This is a genomic window from Caproicibacter fermentans (assembly GCF_014303955.1).
Classification (GTDB): Bacteria; Bacillota; Clostridia; order Oscillospirales; family Acutalibacteraceae; genus Caproicibacter; species Caproicibacter fermentans.
Genome location: NZ_CP060286.1, coordinates 3,899,710 through 3,918,437 on the forward strand (window position 1 = coordinate 3,899,710; position 18,728 = coordinate 3,918,437).

The 18,728-nt window shown below is 51.2% G+C and carries 14 protein-coding genes and 2 pseudogenes; 5 read left to right on the forward strand and 11 right to left on the reverse strand.

What is annotated here, in order from left to right; all coding sequences use genetic code 11:
* Positions 1 to 51 precede the first annotated feature (51 nt).
* Both HCR03_RS19295 and HCR03_RS19300 read left to right on the forward strand, forming a co-directional pair.
* The gene (locus HCR03_RS19295; protein WP_187035983.1) at positions 52 to 1,662 is read left to right on the forward strand and encodes a site-specific DNA-methyltransferase; all 1,611 of its coding nucleotides are present in this window, start codon (positions 52 to 54) and stop codon (positions 1,660 to 1,662) included.
* Between the two features lie 13 nt (positions 1,663 to 1,675).
* Positions 1,676 to 4,297 (forward strand): DEAD/DEAH box helicase, encoded by a 2,622-nt coding sequence (locus HCR03_RS19300; protein WP_187035985.1) that lies wholly within the window; start codon positions 1,676 to 1,678, stop codon positions 4,295 to 4,297.
* A 34-nt stretch (positions 4,298 to 4,331) separates the two neighbouring features.
* Here HCR03_RS19300 and HCR03_RS19305 read toward each other — a convergent pair whose 3' ends face one another.
* From HCR03_RS19305 to HCR03_RS19315, 3 genes are all read right to left on the reverse strand, one after another.
* Positions 4,332 to 4,622 carry a CD1845 family protein gene (locus HCR03_RS19305; protein ID WP_187035987.1) on the reverse strand — a complete coding sequence of 97 codons (291 nt, stop codon included), beginning with the start codon at positions 4,620 to 4,622 and terminating at the stop codon, positions 4,332 to 4,334.
* A gap of 128 nt (positions 4,623 to 4,750) precedes the next feature.
* Entirely contained in the window at positions 4,751 to 5,089 is a 339-nt protein-coding gene (locus tag HCR03_RS19310; protein WP_187035989.1) for a plasmid mobilization protein, read from the reverse strand.
* A 2-nt stretch (positions 5,090 to 5,091) separates the two neighbouring features.
* Positions 5,092 to 5,844 (reverse strand): DUF3849 domain-containing protein, encoded by a 753-nt coding sequence (locus tag HCR03_RS19315; protein WP_187035991.1) that lies wholly within the window; start codon positions 5,842 to 5,844, stop codon positions 5,092 to 5,094.
* A 66-nt stretch (positions 5,845 to 5,910) separates the two neighbouring features.
* Between HCR03_RS19315 and HCR03_RS19320 the strand changes: the two genes are divergently transcribed.
* Positions 5,911 to 6,171: a hypothetical protein gene (locus HCR03_RS19320; RefSeq protein ID WP_187035993.1), complete on the forward strand. Its 261-nt coding sequence runs from the start codon at positions 5,911 to 5,913 to the stop codon at positions 6,169 to 6,171.
* A gap of 20 nt (positions 6,172 to 6,191) precedes the next feature.
* Here HCR03_RS19320 and HCR03_RS19325 read toward each other — a convergent pair.
* The 4 genes and pseudogenes from HCR03_RS19325 to HCR03_RS19960 form a co-directional block, all read right to left on the reverse strand.
* Positions 6,192 to 8,066 (reverse strand): annotated as a pseudogene (locus HCR03_RS19325) (DEAD/DEAH box helicase); the annotation flags it as partial.
* A gap of 79 nt (positions 8,067 to 8,145) precedes the next feature.
* Positions 8,146 to 9,972, reverse strand: coding sequence for a reverse transcriptase domain-containing protein (locus tag HCR03_RS19330; protein WP_187035995.1), 1,827 nt, complete (start codon positions 9,970 to 9,972; stop codon positions 8,146 to 8,148).
* A 604-nt stretch (positions 9,973 to 10,576) separates the two neighbouring features.
* Positions 10,577 to 14,179, reverse strand: a pseudogene (locus tag HCR03_RS20415) (DEAD/DEAH box helicase family protein); the annotation flags it as partial.
* 791 nt (positions 14,180 to 14,970) lie between these two features.
* On the reverse strand, positions 14,971 to 15,324 hold the full coding sequence (locus HCR03_RS19960) for a TnpV protein (RefSeq protein WP_228725032.1): 354 nt from the start codon (positions 15,322 to 15,324) through the stop codon (positions 14,971 to 14,973).
* Here HCR03_RS19960 and HCR03_RS19965 point away from each other — a divergent pair.
* A complete protein-coding gene (locus HCR03_RS19965; RefSeq protein ID WP_228725033.1) occupies positions 15,323 to 15,595 on the forward strand; it encodes a hypothetical protein in 273 nt (90 codons plus the stop codon). The genes HCR03_RS19960 and HCR03_RS19965 overlap by 2 nt on opposite strands.
* 18 nt (positions 15,596 to 15,613) lie before the next feature.
* The gene (locus HCR03_RS19970) at positions 15,614 to 16,177 is read left to right on the forward strand and encodes a hypothetical protein (RefSeq protein ID WP_228725034.1); all 564 of its coding nucleotides are present in this window, start codon (positions 15,614 to 15,616) and stop codon (positions 16,175 to 16,177) included.
* Between the two features lie 30 nt (positions 16,178 to 16,207).
* Here HCR03_RS19970 and HCR03_RS19340 read toward each other — a convergent pair whose 3' ends face one another.
* From HCR03_RS19340 to HCR03_RS19355, 4 genes are read right to left on the reverse strand one after another with little or no spacing between them, the layout of a single operon-like run.
* Positions 16,208 to 16,675 (reverse strand): VOC family protein, encoded by a 468-nt coding sequence (locus HCR03_RS19340; protein WP_187035999.1) that lies wholly within the window; start codon positions 16,673 to 16,675, stop codon positions 16,208 to 16,210.
* 26 nt (positions 16,676 to 16,701) lie between these two features.
* Positions 16,702 to 17,463 carry an MBL fold metallo-hydrolase gene (locus HCR03_RS19345; protein WP_187036001.1) on the reverse strand — a complete coding sequence of 254 codons (762 nt, stop codon included), beginning with the start codon at positions 17,461 to 17,463 and terminating at the stop codon, positions 16,702 to 16,704.
* Positions 17,460 to 18,023, reverse strand: a complete 564-nt coding sequence (locus HCR03_RS19350; protein WP_187036003.1) for a GrpB family protein — start codon at positions 18,021 to 18,023, stop codon at positions 17,460 to 17,462. Before HCR03_RS19350 ends, HCR03_RS19345 begins: the two co-directional genes overlap by 4 nt.
* Before the next feature lie 25 nt (positions 18,024 to 18,048).
* Entirely contained in the window at positions 18,049 to 18,726 is a 678-nt protein-coding gene (locus tag HCR03_RS19355) for a nucleotidyltransferase domain-containing protein (protein WP_187036005.1), read from the reverse strand.
* Positions 18,727 to 18,728: the final 2 nt, after the last annotated feature.

Here is an 18,728-nt window from a genome sequence, read left to right on the forward strand (position 1 = left end):
TTTCAACCATTTCTGTGCGAATCAAACGAAAGAAAATAGAGGTAAGTAACCATGCCGACACTTGAATGGATCGGAAAAGATAAAGTCGTTAATCATCACCAGCAAGTGCCTTTCCGCGTGCTGGACAGGAAGTACAGCTTTGATGAGGAAGGACAGCACAACGAAGACAACGGCAGCGAAAATATGATTATTCGCGGCGATAATTTGGAAGCGCTGAAAGCTCTCCTGCCTCGTTATGAAGGTCGAGTAAAGTGCATCTACATAGATCCACCGTACAACACCGGAAATGAAGGGTGGATATATAATGACAACGTAAACGACCCCAAAATTAAGAAGTGGCTGGGTGAGGTCGTCGGCAGAGAAGGCGAAGATCTGACGCGCCATGACAAGTGGTTGTGCATGATGTATCCGCGCCTCAAACTGCTGCAGCGGCTACTGGCAGCGGACGGGGCTATTTTCATTAGTATTGACGATAATGAAATGGCTTTTCTACGATTAATTTGTGATGAAATATTTGGTGGACGTGATTTTATAACAGATGTTATTTGGGAAAAATCTGACAGTCCAAGAATGGACGCGAAACTTTTTTCTTCAAAGCATGACCATACTTTAGTCTATGCCAAGAACATAGACACTCTTACCATTCACAAAGTGCATATAAATGAAGTGGCAAAGCACTATAACAAAACGAATAATGATGGTCGAAAATACTACTTAAAGCCACTGCGCGCAATGGGCAAAAATGATGCACGAGAAGCACGTCCAAATTTATATTATGCAATGACAGCGCCAGACGGAAGCGATGTATTTCCTATTAGGACAGATGGTTCTGACGGGAATTGGCGCTGGAGTAAGGACAAGGTGTTAAATAACCCTGATCGTATAGAGTGGGTTAATGGCAGAAATGGGTGGGTACCTTATTATGAAATTTTTGCCGACGAGCAAACGGAACGCCCGCCTGAGACAATTTGGTATAATAAGGACGTTGGCAGTAATCGAACTTCAATGGCTCAGATAAAAGCTATATTTAATGACGGGAAAACTTTCGATACACCAAAACCTGTCGGCCTTATTGAGCGTATAATAGAAATTACTACAGAAAGAGATTCCATCATTCTCGATTCCTTCGCTGGTTCTGGCACAACTGCCCACGCCGTATTGAACATGAACAAGACTGACGGCGGGCACCGGCGGTTTATCCTCGTAGAGATGATGGACTACGCCGACAGCATTACTGCGGAACGGGTCAAGCGGGTCATTCGTGGCTACGGCGAAGAGAAAAGCGCCGTTCCGGGTACGGGTGGCGATTTCAGTTTCTACGACCTGGGCGAAGTTCTGCTTCAGCCAGACGGAAACCTCAATGAAAACGTCGGCACGAACCGGATACGGGAATATGTCTGGTATACTGAAACACAGGAAGCCATACAGCCTGTTCAGGAACCGGACAACGCCTATTATCTTGGCATCAGCCGCAACACCGCCTATTATTTCTACTATGAACGGGACGCTGCCACGACTCTTGACTATGCCTTTCTTGCATCAATAAAAAAGCGGGCGGGCGCGTATACCATCTATGCCGATCTGTGTGCTCTGTCAAACACAGAATTGCAAAAGTGGAATATCACTTTCAAAAAGATTCCCCGCGATATAGCCAAAATATAAAGGAGTGGGAAAAATGGAGCTGAAACAATACCAAAAAGACGTCCTTGCAGACCTGAACCGTTTTCTCGCTCTGCTAACCAAAAGGCAAAATATTTTCAAAGCGTACAGCGACCTATGGATGGAGAAAGATGTACCGGTCGGCCTAAATGGTATGCCAATTTATAAAAATCGTATCTCTGACGTGCCAGATGTATGCCTCAAAGTACCAACGGGTGGCGGCAAGACCTTCCTTGCCTGTTGCGCCATCAAACCGATTTTCGAGTCCATGCCGCAGGGGCACTCGCAGGCCGTGGTCTGGTTGGTGCCATCCGATTCTATTTTGGAACAGACCTATCAAGCTCTGAGCAGCCCGAGCCATCCCTATCGCCAGCGGATTGATGTGGATTTCAGCGGACGTGTGGAGGTCTATTTAAAAGAACAGCTTCTTTTCGGTCAAAACTTTAAACCGGCGACTGTGGCAGAACAACTCTCCATTTTTGTACTGAGCTATGATTCCTTCCGTACCAGCAAAAAGGATGGACGCAAGGCATATCAGGAAAATGGATATCTGGGAGATTTTGCAAAACAAACTTCCACATCAAACGCACTTCTCCCTGATGTCGATGAGACAGCACTGATTCAGGTCGTTCGGGCGCTTAACCCCTTGGTGATTGTCGACGAGAGCCACCATGCAACCTCTACCCTGAGTATTGAGATGCTTCGGAATTTCAATCCCTGCTTTATTCTCGATCTGACGGCAACGCCCCAAAAAGGCAGCAACATTATTTCTTTCGTGGACGCGGCGCAGCTCAAAAAAGAGCATATGGTCAAGCTCCCGGTTATTGTCTATAACCGTAAGACGCAGGGGGACGTGTTCTCCGATGCGATTCATATTCGTGATAGGCTTGAAGCTCAGGCAAAGAAAGAGCAGGCCGTATCGGGGCGATATATCCGGCCTATTGTGCTATTTCAGGCGCAACCGAAAACGAACGATGATAGCACGACTTTCGACAGGATCAAAAAAACGCTGCTGGACTGTGGTATCCCAGCGGAACAGATTGCTGTCAAAACGGCAGATGTCAACGAACTGCGGAATGTGGAGTTGATGTCGCCGAACTGTCCGATCCGTTTCATCATTACCGTCAACGCGCTGAAAGAAGGCTGGGACTGCCCATTTGCCTATGTGCTTGCCACGGTAGCCAATCGAACTTCTACTGTGGATGTCGAACAGATTCTGGGCCGTGTCCTGCGCTTGCCATATACACAAAAGAATCAGAGCGACGTACTGAATATTTCTTATGTGTTGACCTCATCCAACGATTTCCACGCCACTTTGGATCAGGTAGTGTCCGGCTTGAACAACGCCGGTTTCAGCAGCAAAGATTACTATGCAAAGGACATTGAACCGGAAGAACCAACACCTGCCCCAGTGACACAGCTTACGTTCAGCGGTTCTGAATCCGAAGAGGATGAACTTTCTACCGTAAATACCGAGGCAATCAGAGCTTCCGTGGAAGCGGCGGCTTTATCCGAAGATGCCGGTACGGAAGAAGTGCCGGTGGAATCCGACGAGTTGTTGGCATCCGCTTTGGTCCAGAATGCCGCTTATGAAACGGCATTTAAAACGGCGGAAGGAACCGCCGTCAATCTGGCTCCGCAGGAGGTGCGTGATAAGATGAACGTATTTCGGATGAACGAAGAATTTGCCGAGGAAGCTTCGGCTCTTCGCCTGCCGCAGTTCATGATCGAAACCGGGCCGAGCCTGTTCTCCGAGACAGGTTATGAGCTTTTGCAGCAGGAGCATCTTACCAAGGGCTTTACGCTGAAAGATAAGGATGTACAGATCGATTTCTCCACCATAGCAGCGGAAATGGCTCGCGTGGATATCGACGATGCCAAAGACGCTACGCCAAAAGCATGGAAACTAACCGGCTTTGACAGCACTTATTATAAAGAGTGGTTTGCCTCGCTTCCCTCTGACAGGCGGATCGCTCAGTGCAAGCAAATCATACACAAGCAGCTATCAAAACTGGATTATATCAACGACAAAGAGCTGAGCGCTTACATAGACCGCATTGTTGATGTGCTCAACGAAGATCAGCTCGCAGATTTGGAGCAGTCCCCATATCCGTTTGTCATCAAAATCAAACAAAAGGTGCAATCGTTATTGGCGGTTCATGCGGAAGATGTTTTTGATTTATGGATTGAACAGAATCGAATTACTTGCAAGCCAAGCTATGTGTTTCCCTCTACCATTTCACCTGTTGAGTTTACAACCACAGTCCCAAAGTCGCTGTATACGGCAGAAGAAAATATGAATGAGTATGAGTTTCAGGTAGTCTGGGCTCTTTCGGCATTGGATAACGTGAAATGGTGGCATCGCAATATGTCCCGCCTCGGATTTTGTATCAACGGCCCAATTAACGCTTATCCAGATATCATCGTCATGACTACCAGTGGCAAAGTTCTGCTCGTGGAAACGAAAGGAGATCATCTGGACAATACGGATTCGGAACGGAAGGCTAGGATCGGTCATAAATGGGATGAGGAATCCAGTAAGCAGTTCCGTTATTTCATGGTGTTTCAAACGAAGCAACCTACTTACCCCGGCGCATATTCGTTGGACAGGTTCATGGAAATCGTGAGGGGTATATAGATCATACAATATTTAAAGCTGTACAGGAACAACTTTACTCGTAAACCCGGTCCTGAATTGCGTACCGTAAATCCTGTATCTTGCCGATCAGCCACGCCGCCGCCATCGGGATTCCATATGGACTGACAAGGAACGCCATTACCAGCAGGATGATCCCGTTTGTTATCTGATGGGTAATCAGCGCCAGCACACCAAAGATACCGAGAACCGTTCCAGCAAGGCCGAACACCCACGCCGAGCAGTACAGCAGACAGGAGCAGATCCTGACGAAAACGGTCAGAACAACAATGACCGGAGCGACGAGTATTTTCAGTATCAGCCTCATAAAATCGGCCCCCTTTACAATTTCTAATACAACTATAACGCCTATGCTGTTTTTTGCAAGGATGCGGCAAAAAAATAACGGGGCGGCTTACACGATGTAAACCGCCCCACTTCCCGGGACATACGCCCCTATTTTAATTTCGCAAGCACGGCGAGAATATCAGTAGCCGCCTGCCACAGCCGTTCCTGATTTTGGACGATATCCTCTAAATCCGCGTCGTAAACACGCCCTGTTTCATGCACCCGCTTGGTAAGCTGGTTCAGGTTGCTGCTGGACCGGCGCAGGAGGGAAACCATCTCCTTCAGCTCCGGCAGTTCCAGCCTGATTACATAACCGTCGATGGAGATTTTGCGGAGATATGCCGCCATATTTTTTGTGCCGAGCTGCGCCATTTTCTGTTCGATCATTTCACGCTCCTGCGGGGTAACGCGGAACTTGAGTTGAGTTTCCCGTTCTCGTTTTGCCATCGTCAACGCTCCGGCACATCCCGCTTCACAGGGGACGGCGTATCTGCCGTCTTGATGTTCTCCAGCTTTTTTCGGACGGACGGCTTGCGCTGGCGAAGCGGCTGGTCGCGGTTTTCATCCTTTTGGATGAACGCAAAAATCCCTTTCCGATCCTTGAGTGCGGAAAATGACAGGGACTTGAAAGGCAGCAACGCGAACAGCCGATCCTGATCTTTGGTGGAAGCGCGGATCAAAAAATCCGGCGAAATCTGTGCCATGAAATGCGTACCGCCGGGACTGTTCGGCTCACGTTCGGATTGCAGACGCCGCAACAGCCGCGCGGCCTCCGCCTGAATGTCCTCTTTGGTCAGAGGCTGGGTCAGTAGGTATTCGCGCCGCGCCTGATTGATAAAAAGGTCTACCAGACCGGGATGCGCTCTATCTACGATAAATTCCCGGTTTCGATTATCGTTCTCATCGTCAAAGACAGGAATCGTCCGCGCCCAATCTTTATTTTTGCGGTCAATGCGCCCATCCCAATCTTTCTCGCGGACAGTGTTCGCAAGCACATAGAGAGTGCGGTCAAATCCAAACTCGGCAATGACCTGTTTTGCGGTGTCGCTGCCGAGACAATTATTGCGGTAATTGTCCCGGATGGCGTTGTCGATGGCATCCCGGCAGGCAATGTTCGCCTTGTGGGACGCGCGGTAAATCTCCAGTTCATTATGCTCACGGGCGTAAGTCGCTGGATATTTGTAGACAGGTATAGTATTCATTTCTAACCTCCTGATTCTTTTGGCCTGATTTATGATATAATTTGCGATATGGAATGGGGTGTGCGAATGGCATACAGTGAACAGATGTGGCAGGATGCGAAAAAGAAATGCCGCCTGAATAACGAGGACATTGAGCTTGCCAAGCGCCTCGGCCTGAACCCACGCAGCCTTGTGAAAAACATCCCCAATAAAAGTGAACCGTGGAAAGCGCCCGTCAGCGTCTGGCTGCATGAGATAGATGAAAAACGCCGGAAGAAAACCGAGCAAAAGCAGAAACGCAAGTCAAAAGCCGCAGTCGCCCGAAATGACGGCTCCGACACAAAATAATTCCGTGCCGGAACCGTTCCTTATCGGGATAATTCACGTTTTGGTTTTTTGCTTGTCCCGCAGACGCAGGGCGTTTTCAGGCTCTCCAGTACGGAGGGCCTTTCGCTTTTCGCCATGACTTCCGATGCCTGCCGCTGGGCGGGGGTACGGCTGTCGATGTCCAGCAGCGCGTTCAGTTCCGCGAGGCGGGCGCTCTTTTGCGCAAGCTCCGCTTCCTGCGGAAACGGTTTGCCGATCTCGGCCTTTGCTGCATCCATCTGAGAATGAAGATTCTCAAGCTGTGCGTGGACATTCTGCAACCGCTTCGGCATGTCGGAAAGGGCGTTGTCGATGCGAATAAGATTGCCGCGCGCGTCCTTACCAAGAGTTACCCGATGGGTCATTTGTCCTTTGAGGGTGAGAATGAAATCCTGTCCGAACCCCTCCACGGACAGCGACATGGTAAAGCCCCGGTAACTGCCGATCTCCATTGGTTCCAATCCCTTGACTTCCTTGCAGGCTTCCAGAATAGCGGCTCCGGCGTTGTCTTTATCCGTAAGCGAATCTCCCCGCACCACCATCCCGGCAAACCCGTCCTTCGGGTGCGGGTGCGCCTCCAGCGTCGCCATATCCGTTTCCAGACCCTTAATAAACCCTTTATTCCGCTCAATTTCTTCCGGAAAATATTTGAGCAGATTGTCCTCCAGCCGGAACTGCTGGCTCTGATGGTTGGCTTTCATGAGCTTCAGCTTGGCCACATCCATATCGAGGTCCATCTTCTCCTTGATCCGCTCGTCCCCGGCGCACAGGGCCTTGATTTCCGCGTAGGAAAGCGCCGTTTCGTCAATGTCCTCACAGGAGCGGACGGGACTTTTGCTGGTCATAATCTGCGAGATGAATTTCTGCTTATTTTCCACGGTCTGCCACAAATAGCTATCGAATGTCCCTTCGGTGACGTAACGGAAAATGTGTCCTTCGGGATTGGTATTGTACTGCCGGATGATACGACCGGACCGCTGTTCCAGATCGCCGGGACGCCACGGGCAGTCCAGATCATGGGAGGCAATCAAAAGGTCCTGTACGTTCATACCGGCCCCCATTTTCGCGGTGCTGCCCATCAGGATGCGCACCTGTCCGGCGCGCACCTTTGCGAACAGATCCTTTTTCTTGACTTCGGAATCGGCATCGTGAATGAACGCGATCTCACCGGCAGGGACGCCCCGCGCGATGAGCTTATCCCGGATGGCCGAGTAAACGCTGAACGATTCCGGTGCGTCGGCTTCCGGCGAGGCGTCCTGTAAAGCGTGAAGCTCCGTGCCACCCGCGAGCTTTCCACCGGCCCGAACCGCCCTGTCCTCCTTCGCGGCGGCACGACTTTTCGGGGTAGAAATGTCGCAGAAAACAAGCTGCGTCAGCTTTTTGTCCTGCCCGTCATGCCAGAAGTGAAAGACGTTATTGACGCACATGTTGACCTTGCTGCCGGGATTGTCGGGGAGCATGGGGTTAATTACACGCTGATCGAGGCCGAGCTTGCGCCCGTCCGACGTAATCTTGAGCATGTTGTCCAAATGCGGGTCGATGTTGCCGGAATGGACGGCGGCGGCGCGCTCCGAGAGCTTTTTCACCATCTCCTTTTGAAGCTCCGAGGGCTGCGCGACTTCGTTGTGGTACACGGCTTTCGGCGTGGGAAGATTGAGCTGATCGGCGGTCTTGATGTCCGCCGCTTCTTTGAACAGCAGCATCAGCTCCGGCAGATTGTAGAACCGGGCAAAGCGTGTGCGCGCCCGGTAGCCGGTTCCCTCCGGGGCCAGCTCAATAGCCGTCACGGTTTCCCCAAAGGTAGATGCCCAGCAGTCGAAATGGACGAGGTTCCGTTCTTTCAGGGTTTCATATTGGAGGTAGCGCATCATGGTATGAGGTAAGCCGGCAGTACCGACTCCCTCCCGAACCGTGCGTGCACCTCTCGATGCACACGGCTCTCTATTTGTTATCGTTTTACGATTTCATCGAATTGTGAATCTCATGATGGCATGACGGACAGACTGCCAGCGTTTTGCGGCGACGCCTGAGCATTTCCATTTCCCACTCGCTTTGCCCTGTCAGGTCTTTCAGCCTTTTTACCTGATGTATTTCCAGGCCGCTGCACTCTATGCCGCACAGTTCGCACTTTTTCGCGCGAAGCCGAACGGCGAGACTGTTAGGCTTGTCATACTTCTTGTAGATTTCCAGCATGTCCACCTGTCCGAGTGACGGCTCCGCTTTCTTCCTGAAGCCGCCGTGATAGTAAATTGCTTCTTTCGGACCGGATTTTGTCTCATACTGAACGGTGAATTCGCCGTCCTTGATGTACCTCTGCCTGATTTTACTGACTTGGCAGCGGTATTTTGAGCCAAAAGTTTTAAGCATGCTGTATTTCATCAGGCTGGAGAAATGATTCAGGGTGGAAACATTTCCGGCTATTGAGTAGTAATTGTAGTAGCCCCGGATTTCCGCGTTGTATCTGCTAAGTATGTCAATATCCGTTTTGTTCATGAGCTTACCTCTTGGCATGGCTTTCCACCGTTCTTTACCCGATGTGTCCTTACTGATACGAATTGCACCATATTCCAGCAGTTTTGCTGTCCACTTCTCATGCGGCATACGGAGCTGAACAACGCCGGAGTATACGCGCTGCCGTTTTCCGTTTTTCAAACGCTTAATGTCCTGACTGCGCGACACAAATATGTCGTAGCCAAGGAATCTCGCGCACTGCGCCGTGTTAGTGATTTTTGTTTTCTCTGCTGATAAGGTTAGCCCTAATTTTTCCTTTAAGAAAATTGTCAAGTCTTGTTTGAGCGTTTCTGCATCCTCCTGACTGCCAATGACACCAACAATAAAATCGTCGGCATATCTGACATATTGGAGTGCCTTGTAGCTGGTTTCCTGTACTGGATGTGTAGGAAGACTACGCTGTTCGGCTTGCATCTGCCGAAGTGTTTTTGCGCGCTGCTTCTGCTCCTCGGCGCTCAGACTGTCCCATATCGCGTCATTTTTGGCCTTGTAGTGAAAAATTCTGCTTGCCATGTTACGATGCGCGGGATTCACTGTGCGTACCATTGAGTTAACTTTAGCCTTGTATTCCTCCATGTACCGGTCAAGTTCATTAAGATAGATATTGGCGAGTATCGGACTGATGCCAGACCCCTGCGGGGTGCCAGAATAGGTCATGTGGTATTGCCACTGTTCCATATATCCGGCTTTCAGAAATTTCCACATAAGGTCAATGAAGGCTTCATCGTTTATCCGCTTACGAAGTATGTCAATCAGTACATGATGGTCAAAGCTGTCGAAGCACGCTTTTATATCACCTTCGACAAACCACTTCGCGCCGGTGAATGTCTTTTGAATTTTCACAAGCGCTGTGTGACAGCTCTTTTTTGGCCGAAAGCCATGGGATGCGTCGGAAAAGGTTGGCTCGTAGATGCTTTCCAGTATCATTCGGACGACTTCCTGCACAAGCTTGTCGTCCCCGGATGGGATGCCAAGCGGCCGTTTCTTCGTCGGATTACTTTTCTTGGCAATGTATGTACGGCGGGCAGGGCTCGGGCAATATGAGCGGTCTTTCAGGGATTCAATAAGCTTACTAATACGCTGACTGCTCATGCCGTCAATGGTTATGCCATTTACTCCCGGTGTCATACTGCCCTTGTTTGAGTAGATGTTTTTGTAGGCCAGCAGATAAAATTCCGGGTTATACAGATTCCGGTACAGACGTTCGAACCTGTACGAGAGGTTTTTCGATTTATCGCTTAAACTATTCAATACATCAATTGGATTTCTCATGATGCCTCACGCACCATCCTTTCTTTTTGCATTGAAGAAACAAACTGCTTCCCTTCGCCATGTGAGCGGTATTATCCGCTTCCGTTTTTACGGCAATCCCTGTCATTTCAGGGTTCGCGGACTACTATGGAAGCTGTGTTGCCTTGCCCGCTGGCTGCGGATTTAGGCAATCCCCGGTAGCATATATCAAACGTAGCGTTTCGCGTTTTCGGATGCGACTTTCACCATTTTCCTCTATCTGGAGGCGCTTCATCTTGAATATCTCACATCTGTCCCTATACACATGACAGACGCCAAGATGCCGTGTGTTTCAGTTCCTTTCACACGGGGACGCGCGATGGGTCCCAACTCTGGCTATCGTATCAGGCAGTTTAGCTTTCATCCTCATACGCGAATTTTCATCCCCATATACAACGGCTGTTTAGAAACTTTATATGCCGCTACATATCTGCCGCATTGCGCGGCAACAACATGCTGCACTCCCCATCGGGTTTCCCCATCCGGATAAGTTGTGGGATGACAGGTGTAATTTCACCGTCCTTTCCTGATATTTTACCTGCCGCTTGCTAAAGGCGGTTTTTGATATATACCCTTACGGGCGCACGTAAAGTTCGGTCATTGAATTGCTGACCGGCGTCCCGGTGGCGAACACGACGCCACGGCTGTGCGTGATCTCATCGAGATACCGGCATTTCAGGAACATGTCGCTGGATTTCTGCGCATCGGTGGTGGAAAGGCCCGCCACGTTGCGCATTTTTGTGTAGAGAAACAGATTTTTGTAATTGTGCGCCTCGTCCACGAACAGACGATCCACGCCGAGCTGTTCAAAGGTGACGACATCATCTTTGCGGGAGTTGTCGTTGAGGCGTTTCAACCGGGCCTCAAGTCCCTTTTTGGTGCGCTCCAACTGCTTGATGGTAAACTGTTCCGCGCCGCTGTCTTTGAGTTCTTCCAGCCCGTTTTCAATTTCCCAAATCTGCTCCTGTATCAGCCTCTTTTGGCGTTCCAGAGAGACAGGAATTTTCTCAAACTGTGAGTGTCCCATGATGATCGCGTCGTAATCGCCGGTGGCGATCCGGGCGCAGAACTTCTTGCGGTTGCGCTTTTCAAAATCCTTTCGTGTGGTGACGAGGATATTCGCGGAAGGATACAGCCGCAGAAACTCGGAGGCCCATTGCTCCGTCAGGTGGTTCGGCACGGCGAACAGGGATTTTTGGCACAGTCCCAGCCGCTTGCCCTCCATCGCGGCGGCGATCATCTCATAGGTTTTGCCCGCGCCCACGACGTGTGCCAGCAGGGTATTTCCGCCGTAAAGCTGGTGCGCCACGGCATTGAGTTGATGCTCCCGCAGCTTGATTTCTGGGTTCATACCGGGGAATACAAGATGCCGCCCGTCGTATTCACGCGGACGGCTGGAATTGAACAGCTCGTTGTATTTTTTCGTCAGGGTGCGGCGTCGGTCCGGGTCACGCCAAATCCAGTCATGGAAAGCGTCCTTGACGGCCTGCTGCTTTTGCTGGGCGAGGGTGGTTTCCTTGGAGTTGAGGACGCGGCGCTCCTTGCCGTCCGGGTCGGTCACGGTATCGTAGATCCGCGTGTCCCGGAGATTGAGTGTATCCTCGAGAATCCGGTAGGCGTTGGCCCGGTCAGTGCCGTAGGTGACGTAAGCCGCCACGTTGTTGTATCCGATGCTGCTCTTATTGGAAACAGACCATTCCGCCGTAAAGGAAGAATAATTTACCCGGATGCCGTCGCGTACACCGGACGGCGGGTTGAGCAGTTCCTCCATGAACTGCTGAATGTACCCCTTGTCGATCCATGTCGCGCCGAGCCGCACTTCGATTTCCGAGGCGTCGAGATCTTTCGGCTGTGCGGCTTCCAGCGCCTCAATGTTTGGTGCAATTTTCTCGGCAAGGTCGGGCCGCATTTCCGCGAGAGCTTTCGCCAGCCGCAGCTTGCGGCGCACGTTGCCGGACAGGTATTCGTCGGCGGTGACAAACGGAATTTTCTTCAAATTATAAAAGGCTTTCGGAACGCTTGCCGGGTCCTGATCTCCCAAATCCCGAAAGATGACGCCCCGCAGCTCGTCGGCCAGCGCCTCCGGCGTCTTGCCGGTGAGAGTTGCCATGTAGTCCATGTCCACCCGCGCCTTTTCCGCAATGGAGAGCGAAAGAGCTTCCGACGCCGTGTCAACGGAAGTGACGATTTTCCGCTGACGGATGGTGCGCTTTGAAAACATGTCGGCCTTGCGTTCCAGCTTGCCGTCCTCGTCGATCACTTCCAGAGAGCAGAGCAGATAGTACGAAGAATCCTCCGCGAACGCAAGGCTGTTGCCCCGCGAGTTGATGAGGCCGTATTTCGCAGAGAAACTGTCGTAGAGCCGGTTCAGCTCCGCTTGCGCCTGAAAAATCGCTGCATCTGCTGTGTATTCATCCAACTGGAGATTGATGAGTTTTTGCACACAGTCCCGCAGTTCTACCATGCCCATAACGCGGGCTTTGGCTGTTTCGTTCAGCTCCGGCCGCACCATGCGGGAGTTTTCCCGGTAATAAACCTTGCCGTCAACGACGGTATAGGAATAGTTTTTCACTTCGGGGTCTGCCGGGATGGAATCGTCGATTTCCTCGTTCTCACCGAGATCGGGCAGCTCCGCTTCCACAATCTGCCCCTGAAGGTGGGAAACCGCCTCATGGAGCTGTACGGAAAGATCGGCGTCGGGGAACGGTTCGCACGTCGTTTCCTTTTTATCGCCGTGCATCTTATCGTCCCATTGGATCGTTCCCAACACCATTTCGGGATGATCGGCAAAATAGCTGTTGACGGGAATTCCATCTTCGGTCTGGCCGAGATGCACCCAATCCGGTTCAATGTCGATAGGGCGGTCGCGCTTCTGAAGAAAGAGAATGTCGGTGGTGACTTCCGTTCCGGCGTTGGCCTTGAAAGCGTCGCTGGGAAGCCGGACAGCCCCCAGCAGCTCCGCGCGCTGGGCGATGTACCGCCGCACCTCCGGCGACTGTTTATCCATCGTGTAGCGGCTGGTGACAAATGCGATCACGCCGCCCGGACGCACCTGATCGAGCGTTTTGGCGAAAAAGTAATCATGGATCGAAAAACCGAGCTTGTCATAGGCCCGGTCGGAAACCTTGTAACTACCGAACGGCACGTTGCCTACGGCGAGGTCAAAAAAGTCTTTCCGGTCCGTGGTTTCAAAACCTGTCACGGTGATGTTGGCGTTCGGATAGAGCTGTTTGGAGATCCGGCCCGTGATGCTGTCCAGTTCCACGCCGTAGAGCCGGGATGCCGCCATGCTCTCCGGCAGCAGGCCGAAGAAGTTGCCGACGCCGCAGGCCGGTTCCAGAATATTGCCGGTTTGAAAGCCCATGTTGCCGACAGCCTCATAGATGGCCCGGATTACCGTGGGGCTGGTGTAATGGGCGTTCAGGGTAGAGGCCCGCGCCATTTCGTATTCTTCGGCGGTCAGCGCGCCGACCAGCTCCGCGTATTCTTTTGACCATGCGGCATTGTCCGGATCGAACGCCTGCGGGATGCCGCCCCAGCCGACGTACCGGGAAAGGGTCTCCTGTTCGTCTGACGTCACCGTGCGGCCCTCGGCCTCGATTTGTTTCAGAGTGCGGATCGCCGCGATATTAAAGCCGTACTTGGTTTTCGCGCCGCCCTCTCCCAAATGATCGTCGGTGATGCGGAAGTTTCCGGCGGCGGGCTGCTCCGGCGTAAACAAAGAGGCGTTGCGTTCGTCCTGCCGGATGCCGTTTTCAAAGGCGTCTCGGCTGACCACTTCATGGCTCCACGAATAGGGACCGGTGTCGATGCGAACGTCCTTTTCCCCGACATAGCCCACGGTGCCGGACAGTTCCTGCCCACCGTAATCCAAAACCGCGCGATCGCCTATTTCATAGGACGGCTTTCCATTCAGATTCGCAGGCTCCCGCAGGACCGGCTCATGGAAAAAGCTGTCCTGTTCCCGCTGGTACAGGGCGCGGAGAATTGGGGCGATTTCTTCCCATGAAGCGGTGCGCTTACTGTTGAACTTGTCGTGGATATCGACCTCGAAACCCGTGGTGGTGGCAAAGAAATCCGCCGTCTCGCCGGTGGTCAGTTCCATCGTTTCGGAAGTACCGGTGTAGGTTTCGGAAAGGTGCTGGGCCACGCGGGTATTGCCCCCGTTTTCGCGGAAATATCCCGCGATATTTTCCTTGTCTGGCTGTTTCAGCAGGCCGGAGGTCAGGGCCTCGCGCAGATCGGCGTCCGTGTGTTCCAAATCCACAGCCAGAAACTCCGTAATGGAGCCGTTCCGGGAATCCTGACGCAGCAGGCGCTCAAAGTTCTCCTGGCTCTCTGCGCGGAAGATGGGATAGGCAAGCGCCGGATCGCGGAGCTGAACGTCGGAAGTGCCGATGTCGGTGATCTCAAAGGGCTTGTTATCCAGATATACCGTGTCGCCTACCTTGTAGGGGAGTTGGATTGTGGCGCTGTCGGGAACCGCGCGCTGTAACGCCGCCCACTGCTCGTCGGAAAGCGTTATATCCACTTCATGGGAGGCATCGCCGTTTCCGATGGTGATGATGTCACCGGTGCGGGTGATCGGCTGGCCGCTCAGATCGGGCGGCGCGGGCTGTTCTTCCTGCGTGTAAAACCGATTCTCCCGAATGAGCTGGGCAATACGCCGCTGCACCTTCGGCCAAGGCAAATCCGTCGATGTGTGGCCCACGGTCACGGGAAACGCCGGGAGATCGTCGCCGTATTCTGCGCGCAGAAACGCCGCCGTGTCCTTATCGCGAGCGTGTTCCCGCATATACTCGGCAACAGCATGTTTGCTTTTGATGTCGCCGTTCCATTCCTGAAGTGCGGCGTCAATGTCGGCTTGTGTCATGCCGCTTTTTTCCGGCTTCTGCGGTGCGGGCATGGAAAAAGCGGAGGGCTTTTCGCTCTCCGCTTCATCAATCCGCTGTATTTGTTCCTGCTCCGACGGAAAGAAACTTAGCTGTAGATAAGCTCCGTCAGAATCGTTTCCTCGGCCTGCGCTTTCAGGCTGTTCATGAGGCCCACCCAGCGCATCGGGTCGGAGGCTTTCAGGCTCTCCGTCACGCCCGCCGATTTCATCAGTTTCGGCATGATCCGCTCCAGCCGCGCCGTTGCTGTCCGCTCGATCTCCAGCAGGTGCGGGTACAGCTTCTCCGACAGAAGCAGGCTGTTGTACAGGACCGGACGGTGCTCCTTCAGGTAATTCTTCCGCATCCTCCCGTATTTGCCGATGCTCTCGGTCGGCTCCGTGATCGTCAGGTCTGGAATCAGGTAATCCCCGTTCTTCGTGTAGGTCAGGTTGTTCTCCATGTGTGGCGCTCCTTTCCGCGAGATGTTCGCGTTCATAATTCTTGACGGTGACTTCGATCTGCCGCAGCACCTTTTCGCTTGCTTCACTGACCGCCGTACCGAGGGCGGCGACGGTGGAGGGCGTGTTGAAATCGAAGATACTCAGAAAGTCCTCATGCTCAAAGTATTCGTCGGGGTCGAGGCCGCAGCGGGACAAAACCGCGTAGGTGGTGCTGATGGCTGCGGCGCTTCGGAACTGTGCTCCGATGTTGAACTCATCATATTCCTCTAAAAAGCTGCCGTCAACGATGTGGAGAATGTCGTATTGATGCTCCTGCCAATATTCATTCGCCAACTGTCCTGCAATCTGTTCCAACTGGTCGGCAAGACCTTTTTCGCCGGAGATTTCATACTCCCGTTCCAGCGCCGCCGTAACCGCGTTCTCATGCTCTGGGCGATACTGCCAAAGGTACGGACGGCGGGAATCGTCCCGGCTTCCCGTGTCGGAAACATCAAATACGTACCGGATTCTCGGCTTGTCGCCGGAGGCGTCGATGAGCGCGATCCCCCTGCTGCCGCGCCGGATATACCGGCGCATTTTGTCGTTCCAGACCTCATAACCGGCACAGGCCGTTGCGTCGGGCCGCTGGGCGAAAATCATGAGCTGTTCGTGATACGGATACTTGTAGAGCCGCGCGTCGGTTTTCAGAAAATCTGTCCAACTTTCATGGCTGGCGGTGATCTGCGCCGCTGCGTGGTCGGCCATTTGTGCCAGAGCCTGCACATTACTTGGCATAGTGAAACTCCTCCTTTCGGTGTCGTGGATAAAAAAAGAACAGCCCGCAGGCTGCTCTTATGTGACAGAAAACTATAGTGTACTATTCAATTTTTTAAAAGAACGAATTTAGCGGTTGCATACATTAACAAATTTGATCGGTACATCCATTCTTTTAGCTACTTCTTCAACAGTCATTCCACTGTCCAAAAAGCGTTTGCAAACAACTTTCATATTCTCACCGACTTCAATAATATGCTTATCCGGATCATAAAAACGGACAACCCTTTGTCCCCATTTATGCTCAATTGCCGGGTGAACATACTGTATGTCTTCTATATTTTTGATCTTTTCAATAAATTGATCAAAATCATCTTCTTCAAAGTATATTTCCGAATCCTTGCCGCCGAAAACAATATCATCATTTTCTGCGTTAATAAACTCTTTCCAGCTATCTTTTGTTTGCAGACAAACGCCGCCTGTAAGAGTAACATTTGCTCCAAAATCCATAATTACATGAAGCGCTAAAACCTCTTGATAAAATGTTTTGGACCTTTCCATGTCAGTGACTATCAATAAGGGATTTCTAAATTTCATACTAACCTCCTACAATTCAACCTATATTATAGCCATACAGCCCAGTCGCCGTAATCAAATGTCCCGCTGCCGTGATGCAGTTTTCCTTCGGCTTTGAGCTGCCGGAAAGCGTTGCGCATCCGGACCAAAATTTCAGGCTGAATGTCCAAAGTGTGATGTGCCGGGAACACACGTTTTACCGGAAGTACCGCGACCTTTTCCAGAGAAGCAAGATACGCTTTCGGATCGGTGGATGGATAGTAGGCAAACAGTGTGTCTTTGTAGACCAGGTCACCGGTAAAAAGATAACCGCGATCCTTTTCCCAAAAGCACATATGCCCCGGTGAATGTCCGGGAGTATGCAGTACCTGAATGCTTCGGCTTCCGATGTCGATTATGTCGCCATCCTTCAGTACCCGTGTCGGAGTACCCTGAAAGAACTTATATTTATTGACGTCATATCCTTCCGGCAATTTGCAGCGGTCAATTACCATGCTTTTGATCTGCTCCATTGTCAGCGGAAATTCACCATTGAGCCAGTTCAGTTCAGCCTCATGGGCATAAAAATCCGGAAAATATTTAAGACCGCCCATATGATCCCAATGGATATGGGTGGCGACGGCGGTAACCGGCTTATCCGTCAGCTTTATTACCTCGTCATCAATATTGCAGATACCGAGGCCGGTATCAATCAAAAGACTGCGTTCGGAACCGTTCAGAAGATAGCAGTGTGTTTCCTCCCAATGCCGGTATTCGCTGATGATATGGGTATCTGTGTCTATGCGGTCTATTGTGAACCAATCACTCATCGGAATTTCTCCTTTCCGTACTGTTCGATTGCTTTCTGTGTATACTTCCGGATAAACTCTGTTTTTTGTTCCGTGTAGCCATCTCGGTCGTGCTCATAGGGCTTCCAGAGGGATAACTTCAGCTTTTCATATTCCTTTGCAATTTCTGGATGTTCGTTCATGTAATCACGAAAATACAATTCGTCGTGATCGCCAAATTCTCTCAGGTGCAGATGGAATACCCGTTCGGCAAATCCGTCCGGTGTGTATCCCTTATTAAAATCCATGCTGGTTTTATTCTGCGACATGCAAAGATAGCCATTTTTCAACAGCAGGTCTTCAATTGTTTGATGATCCTTAAGAGGCGCCTCCACTAAAATATCAACAATCGGCTTTGCCCAGATTCCCTTGATTGCCGTACTTCCAATGTGATTCATTCGAACGGTCTTCGGCAGGAATGACAACAAAAATGTCTGTTCGTCAAGATACCAATCTTTCCAGCAGCTTTTATGCTCCGTCAACTGAATCGGGAACAGCTGCCACAGTTCCTGAAGCGTCATTTCCGACAATGCTTTACGCATCACAACATCCACCTTCCGTGTGAGCTCATGTTTCTTCCGGCTGGTACTCCGCAATTATATCCGACGCCCACCGGAAAAGCTCCCCGGAAAGCCGGTCAAATTCAGCCTTAGGTATATCGGTCTGCTGTTTTAGGGCAATCGCAGTTTCAAGTATTTCACGTTCCGGTTGTTGCAGTACCGGAAGCAATTCCGTTTTTTTCTTTCGGTAAGTTCCCGTCTGTAGATAGGAAACCGCCTGAATAGTAAAAGTTGCTGATTTATACAACGCTTTCAGCAACTTACCATCTCTTTCGTGTACCGTGTTATGTCCGCACATGTGATAAATATTGCAGGCTCCGATTCGGACGGCACGGCGGACATCTTCCTTACCGATCAGGGGTTGAAGAAAATCAATGCTACCGAAAATCGGTGTGGTATCATGATAGAATTGAAATAAATCAGAGCGTTCCCAATTCATTAATTCTTGCCGACCGGAAATAAACCCACACACTTTTTCCCGGTTCGGAAGTGTGTCCAGCATAGAACGGTACATTTTCAGATCTTCCGGGGAGACACAATTAAGTATGACAACCATATCAATATCGCTGCTTTCCGTTGCTTCGCTGCGACCGTAGCTTCCCTGTAGTCCGACAAACAGCAGACGAGAGCCAAACAACGATTTCAGCTTGTCCAAGTAATCTTGCATCCAAGTTTTGATATTCATTT

What these genes read in the sequence shown, in the direction of transcription:
- HCR03_RS19295 (WP_187035983.1), top strand. Translation starts at nt 52, where the DNA reads ATGCCGACACTTGAATGGATCGGAAAAGATAAAGTCGTTAATCATCAC.
- HCR03_RS19300 (WP_187035985.1), top strand. Translation starts at nt 1,676, where the DNA reads ATGGAGCTGAAACAATACCAAAAAGACGTCCTTGCAGACCTGAACCGT.
- HCR03_RS19305 (WP_187035987.1), bottom strand. Translation starts at nt 4,622, where the DNA reads ATGAGGCTGATACTGAAAATACTCGTCGCTCCGGTCATTGTTGTTCTG.
- HCR03_RS19310 (WP_187035989.1), bottom strand. Translation starts at nt 5,089, where the DNA reads ATGGCAAAACGAGAACGGGAAACTCAACTCAAGTTCCGCGTTACCCCG.
- HCR03_RS19315 (WP_187035991.1), bottom strand. Translation starts at nt 5,844, where the DNA reads ATGAATACTATACCTGTCTACAAATATCCAGCGACTTACGCCCGTGAG.
- HCR03_RS19320 (WP_187035993.1), top strand. Translation starts at nt 5,911, where the DNA reads ATGGCATACAGTGAACAGATGTGGCAGGATGCGAAAAAGAAATGCCGC.
- HCR03_RS19330 (WP_187035995.1), bottom strand. Translation starts at nt 9,972, where the DNA reads ATGAGAAATCCAATTGATGTATTGAATAGTTTAAGCGATAAATCGAAA.
- HCR03_RS19965 (WP_228725033.1), top strand. Translation starts at nt 15,323, where the DNA reads ATGTGTGGCGCTCCTTTCCGCGAGATGTTCGCGTTCATAATTCTTGAC.
- HCR03_RS19960 (WP_228725032.1), bottom strand. Translation starts at nt 15,324, where the DNA reads ATGGAGAACAACCTGACCTACACGAAGAACGGGGATTACCTGATTCCA.
- HCR03_RS19340 (WP_187035999.1), bottom strand. Translation starts at nt 16,675, where the DNA reads ATGAAATTTAGAAATCCCTTATTGATAGTCACTGACATGGAAAGGTCC.
- HCR03_RS19345 (WP_187036001.1), bottom strand. Translation starts at nt 17,463, where the DNA reads ATGAGTGATTGGTTCACAATAGACCGCATAGACACAGATACCCATATC.
- HCR03_RS19350 (WP_187036003.1), bottom strand. Translation starts at nt 18,023, where the DNA reads ATGCGTAAAGCATTGTCGGAAATGACGCTTCAGGAACTGTGGCAGCTG.
- HCR03_RS19355 (WP_187036005.1), bottom strand. Translation starts at nt 18,726, where the DNA reads ATGAATATCAAAACTTGGATGCAAGATTACTTGGACAAGCTGAAATCG.